General features: G+C 75.1%; 12 protein-coding genes. 8 read left to right on the forward strand and 4 right to left on the reverse strand.

Annotated elements, in window-relative coordinates; translation table 11 throughout:
• Positions 1–65: 65 nt before the first annotated feature.
• From KDL28_RS02885 to KDL28_RS02895, 3 genes are all read left to right on the forward strand, one after another.
• The gene (locus KDL28_RS02885) at positions 66–935 is read left to right on the forward strand and encodes a helix-turn-helix transcriptional regulator (protein WP_252435597.1); all 870 of its coding nucleotides are present in this window, start codon (positions 66–68) and stop codon (positions 933–935) included.
• Between the two features lie 661 nt (positions 936–1,596).
• Entirely contained in the window at positions 1,597–3,087 is a 1,491-nt protein-coding gene (locus KDL28_RS02890) for a hypothetical protein (protein ID WP_252435598.1), read from the forward strand.
• 44 nt (positions 3,088–3,131) lie between these two features.
• Complete coding sequence (locus KDL28_RS02895) at positions 3,132–4,088, forward strand: coiled-coil domain-containing protein (protein ID WP_252435599.1); 957 nt, start codon at positions 3,132–3,134, stop codon at positions 4,086–4,088.
• Between the two features lie 67 nt (positions 4,089–4,155).
• On the opposite strand, the gene KDL28_RS02900 is transcribed toward KDL28_RS02895, so the two are convergent.
• Positions 4,156–5,322, reverse strand: a complete 1,167-nt coding sequence (locus tag KDL28_RS02900; protein WP_252435600.1) for a DUF475 domain-containing protein — start codon at positions 5,320–5,322, stop codon at positions 4,156–4,158.
• A gap of 298 nt (positions 5,323–5,620) precedes the next feature.
• Here KDL28_RS02900 and KDL28_RS02905 point away from each other — a divergent pair, with 298 nt between their 5' ends.
• The 3 genes from KDL28_RS02905 to KDL28_RS02915 all read left to right on the forward strand — a co-directional run bounded on the left by KDL28_RS02905 (position 5,621) and on the right by KDL28_RS02915 (position 7,460).
• Positions 5,621–5,911, forward strand: coding sequence for a hypothetical protein (locus tag KDL28_RS02905; RefSeq protein WP_252435601.1), 291 nt, complete (start codon positions 5,621–5,623; stop codon positions 5,909–5,911).
• Positions 5,912–6,023: 112 nt separating this feature from the next.
• Positions 6,024–6,797, forward strand: coding sequence for a DUF6082 family protein (locus KDL28_RS02910; RefSeq protein WP_252435602.1), 774 nt, complete (start codon positions 6,024–6,026; stop codon positions 6,795–6,797).
• A gap of 312 nt (positions 6,798–7,109) precedes the next feature.
• A complete protein-coding gene (locus tag KDL28_RS02915) occupies positions 7,110–7,460 on the forward strand; it encodes a hypothetical protein (RefSeq protein WP_252435603.1) in 351 nt (116 codons plus the stop codon).
• A gap of 16 nt (positions 7,461–7,476) precedes the next feature.
• Here KDL28_RS02915 and KDL28_RS02920 read toward each other — a convergent pair whose 3' ends face one another.
• Positions 7,477–8,085, reverse strand: a complete 609-nt coding sequence (locus KDL28_RS02920) for a flavodoxin family protein (RefSeq protein WP_252435604.1) — start codon at positions 8,083–8,085, stop codon at positions 7,477–7,479.
• A 48-nt stretch (positions 8,086–8,133) separates the two neighbouring features.
• Positions 8,134–9,402 (reverse strand): glycosyltransferase, encoded by a 1,269-nt coding sequence (locus KDL28_RS02925; protein WP_252435605.1) that lies wholly within the window; start codon positions 9,400–9,402, stop codon positions 8,134–8,136.
• A gap of 294 nt (positions 9,403–9,696) precedes the next feature.
• Here KDL28_RS02925 and KDL28_RS02930 point away from each other — a divergent pair, with 294 nt between their 5' ends.
• Positions 9,697–11,619 (forward strand): ATP-binding protein, encoded by a 1,923-nt coding sequence (locus KDL28_RS02930; RefSeq protein ID WP_252435606.1) that lies wholly within the window; start codon positions 9,697–9,699, stop codon positions 11,617–11,619.
• A gap of 4 nt (positions 11,620–11,623) precedes the next feature.
• On the opposite strand, the gene KDL28_RS02935 is transcribed toward KDL28_RS02930, so the two are convergent.
• Positions 11,624–12,073 carry a ChaB family protein gene (locus tag KDL28_RS02935; RefSeq protein ID WP_252435607.1) on the reverse strand — a complete coding sequence of 150 codons (450 nt, stop codon included), beginning with the start codon at positions 12,071–12,073 and terminating at the stop codon, positions 11,624–11,626.
• Between the two features lie 159 nt (positions 12,074–12,232).
• Between KDL28_RS02935 and KDL28_RS02940 the strand changes: the two genes are divergently transcribed.
• Complete coding sequence (locus KDL28_RS02940) at positions 12,233–13,546, forward strand: cytochrome P450 (RefSeq protein WP_252435608.1); 1,314 nt, start codon at positions 12,233–12,235, stop codon at positions 13,544–13,546.
• Positions 13,547–13,548: the final 2 nt, after the last annotated feature.

Below are 13,548 nucleotides of genomic sequence, written 5' to 3' on the forward strand. Positions count from 1 at the left end.
TCCCGGCCCAGCCGGGGATCGGCGGTACCAGGCTGAGCGGCCGCGGGCGGAGCATCCTGGAGGACGTGGATCGCACCGAGCTCGGCGCTTCGCTGCGCAGCTGGCGGGAGCGCCTGCGCCCGTCCGACGTCGGGCTGCCGGCGGGCGCCCGCAGGCGCACGCCCGGCCTGCGCCGCGAGGAGGTCGCGACGCTGGCCGGCATGTCCGTCGACTACCTCACCCGCCTGGAGCAGGGCCGCGGGCCGCGGCCGTCGGAGGCGGTGCTGAACGCGCTGGCCCGCGCCCTGCGGGTGAGCGACGTCGAACGCGACCTCCTCTTCCACCTGGCCGGCGGGCCGCCCCCGCCGCCGGGTCGCATCCGCAGCGCGGTGCGCCCCGCCGTGCTGCGGCTGATGGACCGCTTCACCGACCTGCCCGCCCTGCTGCTCGACGCCAAGACCGACGTGCTGGCCTGGAACCCGATGGCCGCGGCCCTGCTGGGCGACCTGCCGGCGATCCCCCCGGAGCGCCGCAACATCGCCCGGCAGGCCTTCGGCGGCGCGCACGAGCGGGCGGGCACCTACCAGGTCGAGCGGGAGCGCCTCGACCGCGCCCTGGTCTCCGACCTGCGCCGCTCCGCCGCCCGCTACCCCGCCGACCCGGGTCTGCGCCGCCTCGTCGACGACCTGCGCGCATCCAGCCCCACCTTCGCCCGCCTGTGGGCGATGCGCGAGCTCGACGAGCGCCACGGCGACGTCAAGCAGATCCACCACCCCGAGCTGGGGGTGCTGGAGCTGGAGTGCACGACCCTGTCCGTCAGCGGCGACGACCAGTACCTGCTGGTCTACTCCGCCCCACCCGGCACCCCCGCGGCCGACGCGCTGGCGCTGCTGCGGGTGCTCGGGCTGCAGCGGATGGGCAGCGACCCCACCCCGTCGAGCTCCACCCTGGCCTGACCGACCCACACCCTCACCGCGCACCCACCCTCACCGCGCACACCCAGTCGCCACCGCGCACATGTCCTGACGCGTGCGCGGTGGCCAGACGGTGCGCGCGGTGCCCAGAGGCCCCCGCCGGAGGCGCACTTCACCCTCTCTTCGACGCGCTCTTCTCCTGGAGCGGACGCGCGGACGCCCTCTTTGGGCGGGAACGTTCGCGGGGCGACGCGCCCAGGGCCTCGTCAGCTACGCGCGCCCGAAGGATCGACGGCCTCGTCTCCGGCGGCGGACTCGTCGAGCTCCACCCCGGCGGTTCCCACGGGCTCCGGCACCAGCGTCAGCTGGCCCTCCTCCGCCTCGACCGGGGCGCGCACGTGCGCGACGACCAACCGCTGTCGCGGGCGTGTCCGTGCACGAAGGCCATACCACCAGTGCACCACACGGCACCGACGTTCTCCCGGCGTGTCGCCCCCACGGCGCGCCGTGACGACCGACCACCCAGTGCGACATGCCGCTCGGAGGATTGCTCTTTGCGGGCTCCCCTGAAAAGGTGTCCGCTGCACGCTGCGTACCTGTCGCCCGGTGTCGGCTCCCCCCGTCCCGGCCGCTCCCACCGGTCGGACCTCCCGGCGGCACCAGGTGCGCGGGCAGCGCGTGATGATCGAGGAGCGTCCGCCCGATGAGAGCTGAGCACGACGACGTCCCCTTCGCCGTGGTCCGCCGCGGGTACGACCGGACCGAGGTCGAGAACGGGCTGCGGCGGCTGCGGGCCGAGCTGAACTCGACGATGCTCGCCCGCGACGTCGCCCGCGACGACCTGCGCATGGCGGCCTCGCAGCTGGAGCAGGCCCGCGGGGAGGCGCACGAGGCCCGGGCGGCGGCGAGCGAGGCCCGCGCCGAGATCGAGCGCCTCACCGCGGCCGTGGCCGAGCTGTCGACCATCCCGTCCACGGTCGACGGGATGAGCCGGCGGCTGCAGCAGATGGTGCAGATCGCCCAGAACGACGCCGACGAGATGCGCAGGCGGGCCACCGCGGGTGCCACCCAGGTGCTGAGCATGGCGCAGGCCGAGGCCGACGAGCTGCTGGAGCGCTCGCACCAGGAGCGCAGCGCGTTCGAGACCGAGCTGCGGGCGGCCCGCGAGACGCTGCGCGACGAGCTGGAGGAGGGCCGGGCCCGGCTGGAGGGCCTGCGCGCCGACCGCGAGCGCCACATCGAGCAGCTGGCGACCGAGCTGGCCGAGCAGCGGGCGTCGGCCGAGGCCGAGCTGGACGACGTGCTCACCCAGCGGCGCGAGGCCGTGCTCGACGAGCTCAGCGCCAAGGAGACGCTGGCCCGCACCGAGGCCATCCGGATCCGCGACGCCGCCTCCCGGGAGGCCCGCGACCTGCTGGCGCAGGCGAACGCGCAGGCCGAGCTGATCCGCAGCGAGGCCACCGCGAGCGTCGCCGAGGCGCACCGCGAGCTGGAGGAGCTGCGGATGCTGCAGCACCAGGTCTCCGAGCAGCTGACCTCCGTGCGCGCCCTGCTGGACTGGACGCTGCCGCGGATGGCCGGGCCCGGTCCGAGCACCCCCGAGCTGCGGCTCGTCGAGTCCAAGCCGTCCACGCCGGTGGAGCCCACGCCCCTCACCTCGCCCGCCCGCGCGGGCACCTGGTCGACCGGCGCGTTCCCGATCCGGGACGCCGAGCGGCCCGGCGACGGCGACGAGCCCGTCGAACCGTCCTGGCCCGCCACCAGCCGCACGGAGGTCGTCACGAGCCGGCCCGGCCCGAGCGGGCTCGGCTCGCGCCCCGGCGACCTGGCCCGGCCGTTCCACCTCCCCGACGACGGCTCCGAAGAGACCCACCGCCTGGTCGTCCCCCGTCCGGCGGGACCCGCGGGACCGTCCGAGCCGTTCGGGCCGGCGCGATCGGACGCGGCGGAGCTGTTCACGCACCGCCCGCCCGCCCCGGCCGAGGACGCGTCCGGCGCGCCCGAGTCGCTGTCGAGCGGCCCGCGCCCCTCCGACCGCCCGGACACCCCCGCGGACGCCGAGGACGCCGACCCCGACCGCGCCGCGGACACCGCCGACCCGCCGGTCCCGGACCCGCGCCCGCGCCCCGACGACCGGCCGAGTCCGTCGGCCCGCAGCAGCACGGTCACCGCCGGCTCCCGGTCCGACCGCTGATCTTCCCCGTCCCACCGCTCCGCCCCTGACCAGAGGATTTTCCCGTGGCCGCCCCGTCAGCCGTCCCGTCCCCCACTTCCGAGCCGTCCTTCGACACCGTCCTGCGCGGCTACGAGCGCCGCCAGGTCGACGACTTCCTGGCCCAGTGGCGCGCCGAGGTCACCGCTCTGCGCGAGGAGCTGGCCGAGGCGCAGCGCCAGCGCCAGCTGGCCACCGAGCACGCCGAGGCCACCGAGAAGGAGCTGCGGGAGCTGCGGGCGCGCTCACCGCACGGCGAGCCCTCCGCCAAGGAGGACGGCTTCGGCTACCGGGCCGAGAAGCTGCTGCGCCTGGCCGAGCAGGAGGCCGCCGAGGCCCGCAGCCACGCCACCAAGGAGTCGGCCTCGATCATCGAGCGGGCCCGCACCGAGGCCGAGAAGCACCGGCACGAGGTGGAGCAGAGCCTGATCGCGCGGGCCTCGCAGCTGGAGCAGCAGGCCGCCCAGCGCAACACCGAGCTGCAGGAGCGCGAGCAGCAGATCGCCGACCAGCTGGCCGCGGCCCGCGAGCAGGCCGAGCAGCTGCACGCCACCGCCGCCCGCGCCGCCGACCGGCTCCGCGAGGAGTCCGAGGCGAACGCGGCCGAGATCCGGCTGCGCGCCGAGACCACCGCGAAGCGCGCCCAGGACCAGGCCGCCCAGGAGATCGCCCGGCTCAACGGCCTGCAGACCGACATCCGCTCCGAGCTGGGCAGGCTCGCCGACCTGCTGACCAGTGAGCTCGGCAAGGGCGCCGACCCCCGCCGACCCGCCCCCAACGGCGCGGCGCCCCAGCAGCAGCGCCGCCCGGCGCCCGGTGTCCAGTCGGGGCCGCAGTCCGGGCCGCAGTCGGGGCAGCAGTCGGGGCAGCAGTCGGGGCAGCAGTCGGGGCAGCAGTCGGGGCAGCAGTCGGGGCCGCAGCCGGCCGCCCAGGCCGGCTCCGACCGACCCGCGCCCGCCCGCCCGCAGCCCGCGGCCCGCTGACCCCTCTCACGACCGCAGCCGCACAGCCCTCGTGGCTGTGCGGCTGCGGTCGTTCCGGGGAGCTCGCTCAGATCTGGAGGTGCTCCCGGTCCGGCTCCACCACCGGGACCTCCTCGCCCCGCGCGGCGATCCGGCGGTTGCGCACGATGCTCGACACCAGCGCGCCGAGGATGAACACCACGCCGAGCAGGCCGGTGACGACCTCGTTGACGTGGTACCCGATGCCCACCAGCAGGATCACCGACAGCGCGCCGATCGCCCAGTGCGCGCCGTGCTCCAGGTAGACGTAGTCGGCGAGGGTGCCCTTGCGGACCAGGAACACGGTCAGCGACCGGACGAACATGGCGCCGATCAGGCCGAGGCCGAGCGCGATGATGATCGGGTCGGTGGTGATGGCGAACGCGCCGATCACGCCGTCGAAGGAGAACGCGGCGTCGAGCACCTCGAGGTAGAGGAACAGGAAGAAGCCCGCCTTGCCGCTCGCCTTGGCCAGCTCGGAGGGGCCGGAGCGGGCGGGCTGGGCGTCCTGCTCCTCGAGCTTCTCGATCTGCTGGTCGCCCGCCTGCTCGAAGAAGTCGCCCAGGCCGTTGACCGCGAGGTAGGTGACCGCGCCCAGGGCCCCGGCCACCAGCACGACCGCGGGCTCCTCGGCGAGGCCCTGGGCGAGCAGCACGAGCACGACGAGCGCGATGACGATGGAGAGCCGGTTCAGCTGGCCGATCCGGGCCAGCGGCTTCTCCAGCCAGGTCAGCCAGGTGTGCTCGCGCTCCTCGAACACCCAGTCCAGGAACAGCATGAACAGGAACATGCCGCCGAACGCCGCGATCTGCGGGTAGGCCTCGTTGAGCAGGGCGGCGTAGCTGGTCGGATCGTCCTCCGGGCGGCGTTCGAGGGCCAGCGTGAGCGCCTCGACCGGGTTGAGGTCCGCCGTCACCGCCACGATGACCAGCGGGAACACCAGCCGCATGCCGAACACGGCGATGAAGATGCCGATCGTGAGGAAGATCTTCTGCCAGAACGCGTTCATGCGCTCCAGCACGGTCGCGTTGACGACCGCGTTGTCGAACGACAGCGACACCTCGAGCACGCCGAGGATGGCGCACAGGAGCAGCGCCTCCCAGCCGCCGTACAGGAATGCGATCACCAGCGACACCACGGTGACCGCGTACGACCAGCCGAAGATCCTTAAGTTCATGGGGTGCTCGTCCGTTCCGTCGCGCGTCTGATCGAGCACCCCGTCGCCCCTCGTGGTCCCGTGAACCCACCGGGGACGCGATGACGCCCGCTTAGCGTCCATCGTCTGACATGTCCGTTTGGTAGCGGTAAGCGGGGACTCCGCGAGCGGCCCGTGTGGCGCATCCCACGCAGGCGAAAGGAGGGGCCTCACGGGCACCGGACCGGCTGCGCCCGACGGGCCGGCGGCCGCCCGGGCGCAGCGCGGCGCTGCGGAGCCTCCGCACGGCGCAACGGCGCTGGTGGCCGACGGGAAGCCGGGAGAACCTCCTCGCAGGCGACGGGCGTCGGGAGGCCGGATGAGCGGTGTGTTCGGGCAGCGGGTGGTGCTGAGCCAGGGTCGGGGCCCCGACGTCGAGCTGCGGGTGACCGGTACGGCGCTCTACGCGACCTACGAGACGCTCGACGGCTACCCGGCCGTCTACGACCCGTACCGCGAGCTGTTCTGCTTCGCGCGGCTCTCGCCGGAGGGCGCCTTCCTGTCGACGCGGGTGTCGGTGCTGTCGCCGCCACCGCCCGGGCTGCGCCGCCACGTGCACGAGGCCGACCACGTGCGCGCCGCGAAGATCGCCGCACTGACCCGGCGCTGAGCAGCGGGATGCCGACGACGGGTCTTGACCACGAGCGGTGTAGCCGATCCCGGGCCCGGGGGAGCCACAGTGAGATCTGCGCTCTTCGCGCGCCCGCAGCCTGTCACGGAGCGTGGTCGTCGGGGCCGCCGGTCGACCGCCGGCGTCGCTTCCGCAGTCGTCGCGTCGGGCACCGGCGGGCACTCACCGCGAATCCACCGAACTCCACACCTGGCAGTGCGCCGACGGATACGATTTCCTCGGACTCGGCACTGACCCATCTGGAGTGGATGCGATCATGGACGCACGTTTTCGTCGGTGGCTCATCCGCGTCCTGATCGGACTGGGCGGCGTCGTCGGCGTCCTGTTGGTGTCGCCGCTCCTACTGGTGATCGTCGACGCGATACTGACCGTCGACTGGGGCCGCCTCACCGAGATCGGCCAGAGCTACACCGGCGTTTCGGCGATCTTGTCCGCCGTCGCCCTGGTGGGCGTCACGCTCTCGATCCGGCTGCAGGCCAAGCAAACGGCATTGATGCAGCAGCAGACCGTCCGCGAACTCCAGTTCGACATGCTCCGGATGGCAGCTGCGGACCCCGCGCTCGCCCCGGTCACGGGGGCCGCACTACCGGAGGGCGACGAGAGTCACGAAGCTTTCAAGCTGCACGTCTTCCAGTCCCAGTTCTTCAGGTACCTCGAATACGGATACCTGGTCGGAGAGTACTCCGACCAGAACCTCGAGAACCTCCTGGTGCGGGAGCTCTTCCCGGTTCCCAGCAATCGGGCGTGGTGGTCCCGAGTGCGGACGTATTGGATCCCGGCGAACAGCACCGGCAAGAAGCGGAGGTTCATCGACGTCGTGGAGCGGGCTTATGCGGCGACGGAGACGCGACCGTCAGCGGAGTGAGTGTTGCCTCGCGATTCGCCTCAGATACAGCGGTGTCCGCCATCGCCTCCGCGCCGTCCGGTTCGTCGGCGGTGCAGCGACTCAGTTCCCATCGGTATGCCCACCCTCACCCCGGGCGCACAGTCACTCTACGCTCCACCCCTTCACTCCATGGAACGATGTCGTGGTGCCGCTCACTGGTTGTAGCGTTCTCTCCATGAGTCCGGGGCAAGATCGGTGCACTGTTTTCGCCACCCCGAGCCGGCAGCGGCTCGATGGTTCCGCCCCCCGGCCCGTCGAGCCGCCGCCCACCACCGCCAGCACCACCATTCGATGAGCGCCTACCGCCTGCAGGCCAGGCGCGCGATCGGCGGCCCCGGCCGGCGCAAGGAGGAGACCCGCCTCGCCGAGGCGGACGACCTCGACACCGCGACCGGCACCGCCCGGGCCCTCGCCGCCGACGGCTTCACCGTCTGGATCTTCCGCCGTGCCGACCGTCCCCGGCTCAGCGCCGCGCCGCACCCGCTGCGCCTGGTGACGACGATCGACCCGCCGCAGACCGAGGCCGACGACCGGCGCGGCCGCCCCGAGCGCCGGCCGGTCCGCCCGGTCGTGCCGACGGCGCACCCGGTCGCCGGGCCCGTCGCCCTCGACGAGCAGCGCGCGCTGCGCCGGGCCAGGTAGCCGGCCTGCCCTCGGCTCAGGAGGTCGCGGGGTACGGGGCGTCGCGCAGCAGCCGGGCCAGGTGCGCTGCGTTGGCGGCCAGCGTGCGCGTCGTCGCCGCCACCGGCTCCGGGGTGCTGTCGAGGTCCTTGTAGTCCACGCCCGACATCGCTTCGCCGTTCCAGTAGACCGAGCCCTGCGCGGGCACGCTGAAGCCGACGTCGTTCAGGGCCTGGAACATGTCGGCGACGATCTTGTGGGCGCCGTCCTCGTTGCCGACCACGGCCACCGCGGCGACCTTGCCGAACAGGATCGGGCGGCCCTCGTCGTCGGTCTCGGAGAGCTCGGCGTCCAGGCGCTCCAGCACCCGCTGGGCCACGCTGCTGGCGTGCCCGACCCAGGTCGGCGTGGCCAGCAGCACGATGTCGGCGGCGAGCAGCCGGGCGCGCAGCGGGGGCCAGGCGTCGCCGTCGCCCATGTCCTTCTCGACACCGGGACGGACGTCGTGGTCGACGACGCGGATCGTGTCGCCGACGACGTCGTGCTCCTTGAGCGCGGCCAGCACCTGGTCGATCATCAGCTGGGTGCTCGACCCGGCGGGCGACGGGCTCAACGTGCAGTTCAAGGCGAGGGCGGACAGAGTCATGGACTCGGTTACCACCCCTGCGGCGGGGGAAACGCCCGCCCGCACCGATCAGCCGGGGTCGCTGCCGCCTGCCGCCTCCGTCGTCCCGGTCTCCTCCTCGGGGCGCTCCACGACCCGGCGGCCCAGCACCTCGGCGTAGACGGCCGCGGTGGCGGCGGCGATCCGCGACCAGGTGTAGCGGGAGAGCACGCGGTCGCGCCCGGCGATGCCGTAGGCGACCGGCATGGCCCGGTCGGCGAGCAGCCCGCGCAGGACGTCGGCGAGCTTGTCGGGCCGGCGGGGCGCCACCAGCAGCCCGGTCACCCGGTCGACGACGGTGTCCTTCATCCCGCCGACGGCGGTCGCCACGACCGCGCGACCGCAGGCCATCGCCTCCAGCGCGACCATGCCGAACGGCTGGTCGCGCGGCGCGCAGACCACGGCGTCGGCCGAGCGCAGCAGGGCGGGCACGGTGTCGCGGGCGACGGGGCCGAGGAAGCGCACGCGGTCGGCCGCGCCCACGGCCGCGGCCACCCCGAACAGCCGGCGCAGGTCCGGGTCGGCGCCCGGGCCCTCCCCCGCCGCGGACCCCCCGCCGACCAGCAGCTCGGCGTCGGGCACGCGGGCCAGCGCGGTGATCACGTCGTCGACGCCGCCGCGCGGCGCGAGCCGGCCCAGTACGACCAGCCGGGGCCGCTCACCGCGGACCAGGGTGGTGCCGTCCGGGCGGAACGCCTCGACGTCGACGCCGCTGGGGACGATCGAGATCCGCTTGCGCGGAGCGGCCATCCGGACCAGCTCGAACAGCTCGTCCTCGCAGGTGGCCACGACCCGGTCGGCCCGCCGGGAGATCACCTGCTCGGCGGACGGCCGGCCGGCCGGGCCGGTGCGGTGCTCGCCGTGGTAGCGGCGCTCGACGTGGCCCAGCCCGTGGAAGGTCTGCACGAGCGGGACGTCCAGGTCGCGCACCGCGGCCGTCGCGGCCAGCCCGGACATCCAGTGGTGGGCGTGCACCACGTCCGGTCGGTCGGCGCGCCAGAGCCGGACGAGCTCGTCGGCCAGCTTCGGCACGTGCGCCACCAGGCGGTCGGCGGGCAGGTGGGTCGCGGGCCCGGCCGTGACGTGGTGGACGTGCGCACTGCCGCCCGACGGGTCCGCGGCCAGCTCGACGACGTCGGGCAGGTCGGGCGAGTCGCGCCGGGTCAGCACCGTGACCCGGTGCCCGGCGGCGGCCAGGCCCACGGCCAGCCCGCGCACGTGCACGTTCTGCCCGCCCGCGCCGGGGTCTCCGGGAGCGGCCAGCGGGCTCGCGTGCTGCGACACCATCGCGACGTGCATGCTCAGTTCCTCCCGGCGGGGTGGTTCGTCACGGCGTCGACGGGTATGCCCCCGAAACGCAGGACGGCAGGGGCGGGTTGGATGCAGAGCGGAGGCCGGACCAGGAAGGGCTGAACACGACCCGGCACCGCGATGGCGATGCCGCACCCACCTGGCTGCGCGGTCCCGACGGGTCGGGCAGAAGACGCCATGACAGGGATATGGCCGGTCTCGACCGCTCTAAACGCGCGGACCGCAGATACTACTCTGCGTAGCACTGAACGGCCGGTCTCCGAGCCGGACGGGAGGAGATCGATGCCCGGGAACGGTGGGTGCGCCACGGGGGTCGCCGCGGCGGCCTTCGACGCGCTGCCCGAGCCCGTCTGGGAGCTGCGCGGCGACGACCTGCGCGTCGTGACGGCGAACCGGGCGGCCAGGACGATGGCCCCCGAGGGCGTCACCGTCTCCGGCAGCTGCTTCGACTCCCTCGGTGCCGGTCTCGACGACCCGGACCTGCTCACCGCGCTGCGGCACGTGCTGCGCACCGGCGAGCCCGCCCGCGACCTGCACTGGGTCCGCCCGGCGACCGCGCGGGCCGGACCGACCCGCTACCGGGTGGACGCCGACCAGGTCCGCGCCGTGGACGGCACCGTCCGCGGGGTGCTGGCCCGGGCCCGGGAGACCGGCTCGCCGCGCAGCCGGCTGCGGGTGCTCGACGGCGGGCACTCGGCGGGCGCGACAGCACCGGCCGCGCCCCGGCCACCGGCGCACATGCCCGACCGCGTGCCCGTCATGCGCGGGGTCCGGATGGCCGCCCACCACATCGAGGCCCCCGCCGCCGTGCGCAGCGGTGAGTGGTTCGACGTCATCGCGCTGCCGGGCGGCCGGGTCGCCCTCGCGGTCGGCACGGTGGGCCGCCAGGAGCCCGCCGTCGAGGCGACCGCCGCGGGCGCCCTGCGCGCCGTCCTGGCCGACTGCCTGCTGGGCGGTGGCGGCGTCGCCGACGCGATCGACCGGCTCGACGCCGCGGCGACGCGCACACCCGCGCTGCACGGCGCCACCGTCGCGCTGGCCCTGATGGACACCGACGACGGCGCGATCGAGCACGCCCGCTGCGGGCACCTGCCCGTCGTGCTGCGCGGGCCGGGCGCCACCGGCTCGCGGGAAGGGCTGCCCGACGACGGCGCCGGCGGGCCGCTCGGGGTCGGCGCGCCCCGCCCGACCGTCCGCCGCGACGTGCTGCAGCCGGGCGGGCTGCTGCTGCTGCACACCGGGCGCCCCCACGGCGACAGCACCCCGGTCACGGAGTGGCTGGGTTCGTTGGCGCGGGGCGCGGGCGAGCTGTGGCCGCCCGCCGTCCGCCGCGACGCGCGGGAGCTCGGCGATCCCGCCGACTCACCCGCCGCCGTCGACGTGTTCGCGGCCCGGCTGCTCGACCGGGTCGGCGGCGCGAACGCCGCCCCGGGGCTGACCCTGCTCGCGGTCACCCGCCCGGTCCGGGAGTCGGCCGACTTCCGCGTCGAGGTGCCGGCCGTGGCCACCGAGCTGGCTCCGCTGCGGGCGGCCCTCACCGGCTGGCTGGAGGAGCTGGGCACGACCGCGGAGACGGTGACCGCCGTGCCGCTGGTGGTCTCCGAGCTGGCCAGCAACACCATCGAGCACGCGTACCGGCCCGACCGGCCCGGCCGGGTGTCGGTGAGCGCGGCCGTCGACGGCCCGGCGGGTCTGCTGGTGACCGTGGCCGACGACGGCAACTGGGCGGGTGGGCGGTTGCGGCCCGGCTACGGCCTGGCCGTCGCCCGGGAGCTGAGCGACACCATGCGGGTCGACACCGACACCGACTCGGGCACCCGGGTGGAGGTGAGCTTCGCGATCAGCCGCCCGACGGTCGTGCACCCGTCGGGTCCGCGGGCCCGGCTGCGACCGGCCGTCTCCGGGGCGTTCGAGGTGGTCGAGCGACCCGACGAGCCGCCGGTCGTGCGCGTGCACGGCCCCTTGGACCTGTCCGTGGTCGACGAGCTCCGCTCGACGCTGCTGCACGCCTCCGGCGGCGGCGCCCGTGCCGTCGTGCTCGACGTCACCGCCACCACCGGGATCGCCGGGGCCGGCGTGCGGCTGCTCTACGAGCTGGGCCGCTTCGCCGACCCGCCGCTGCGGGTGCTGGCCCCGGCGGGGTCGGCGGCGCACGGCGTGCTCACCGTGGCCGGCCTGGGCCACCTGCTGGTCGAGCGGGGCTGATCCACTAGTCCTGCTTGTCGCGCTCGCGGGACTTCGCGGTCTCGCGGGCGTTCGCCTTGCGGATCTCCTCGACCAGCTCGGCCTTGGTGTGCTTGGCGGCGGACTCCACCCCGACCCGCTCCGCCACCTCCACCAGGTGCGCCTTGCTGGCCCGGGCGTTCACGCCCTCCGCGGTGTCCGCTGTCGAGCGCCGGTTCTGCGGGGCCTCCGTGGCCGCCTGGTCGTCGGAGGGGCCGTACTCGTCCTTGGGCTCCCAGTGGTCGCCGACCTTCTCGTGGGTGTGCTTCAGCGAGGAGAACGCGGCGCGGTGCGCGCGCTCGGGGTCGTCGGGGTAGCTCTGCTCGGCGGACTCCAGGGTCTTCTTGTAGGTCCGCACGGCCTTGTCGTCCGAGCGCGCGATCGTGGACGGCACGTCCTCGCGCATCCGCTCGGTCTCCTTCTTCGTGCCCGCCATCGGCCGGCCTCCCTCGTCTCGGCTGCTCGGGGCGTACCCGGCCGGTCCCGGGGCCACACCGCGGTGGGTTCCGGACCCACCGGGTGTTCGCCGCCAGGCGCATCCTCGTCGACCTGCAGGCGCACGGATGACGCCGGGCACGCCGGGTACGCCCCGGACATGACGACCACCGACGCGACCCGCACCGGACCGACCACCGCCTCGGCCGCCGACACCGCCCGCGTGCTGGGGCTGGTGCTGGCGCCGGTCGTCGCGCAGGGCGTGATCGCGCGCAGGCCGCGGGTCGTCGGGGCGGCCGCCCGGCTCGGCCTCGACGCGCGGGGCGTGCGGGAGCTGCAGCGGCTGCGCGAGCGCTACGGCACCGGGCCGGTCCGGTTGCCGATCCCGGGGCGCCCGATGGCGCTCGTGCTCGACCCGCCCGACGTGCGGCGGGTGCTGGAGGGCACGCCGGTGCCGTTCGCCGCGGACAGCTGGGAGAAGCGCGGCGCGCTGCGGCAGCTGCAACCGCACGGGGTGCTCATCTCGCCGCCGGGGCTGCGCGCCGAGCGCCGCCGGTTCAACGAGGCGGTGCTGGACACCGGCCACCCCATGCACCGCTACGCGGACGCCATCGCCCGGGTCGTGCGGGAGGAGACCGCTCCGCTCGCCGACCGGGACGTCCTGGACTGGGACGGGTTCATCACGGCCTGGTGGCGGATCGTGCGCCGGGTCGTCCTCGGCGACGGCGCCCGCGACGACCACGCCCTCACCGACGACCTGCGCCGGCTGCGGCAGGCGGGCAACTGGTCGTGGCTCGCGCCGCGCCGCAGGCGGCGCTACGCCCGCGTTCGCGACGGGCTGCGCCGCCACGTCGAGCGGGCCGATCCGGGCAGCCTGGCCGAGCTGGTCGCCGCCCTGCCCGCCGGGCCGGACGTCGACCGGCTCGACCAGGTGCCGCAGTGGCTGTTCGCCTACGACCCGGCGGGCATGGCGACCTTCCGGGCGCTGGCCCTGCTGGCCGCCCACCCCGCCGAGCTCGACCGGGCGCGCGCCGAGGTCACCGACCCGGCCGCCCCCCAGGACCTGCCCCGGCTGCGGGCCGCGGTGCTCGAGTCGGTGCGCCTGTGGCCCACCACCCCGCTCATCCTGCGCGACGCCGCGGAGGCCACGGACTGGGACGGCGCGACGCTGCCCGCCGGCACCGGGATGGTCGTGCCTGCCTGGTTCCTGCACCGCGACGACCGCACCCGCGCCGACGCCCACCGCTTCCACCCCGAGCAGTGGCTCGACGGCTCCGCCTTCGACGACCCCGCGCTGGTGCCGTTCAGCGCCGGGCCCGCGGTGTGCCCCGGCCGCGAGCTGGTGCTCTTCACCGCGGCCACGTTCCTGGCCGTCCTGCTGCGCGACCGCACGGCCCGTCCCCCGTTCCCCGCCGACCGGCCCCTCCCGGCCAACCTGAGCCCCTTCACCCTCCGCATCCCCCTGACCCGGTGACC

This window comes from Pseudonocardia humida, from assembly GCF_023898865.1.
Taxonomy (GTDB): domain Bacteria; phylum Actinomycetota; class Actinomycetes; order Mycobacteriales; family Pseudonocardiaceae; genus Pseudonocardia; species Pseudonocardia humida.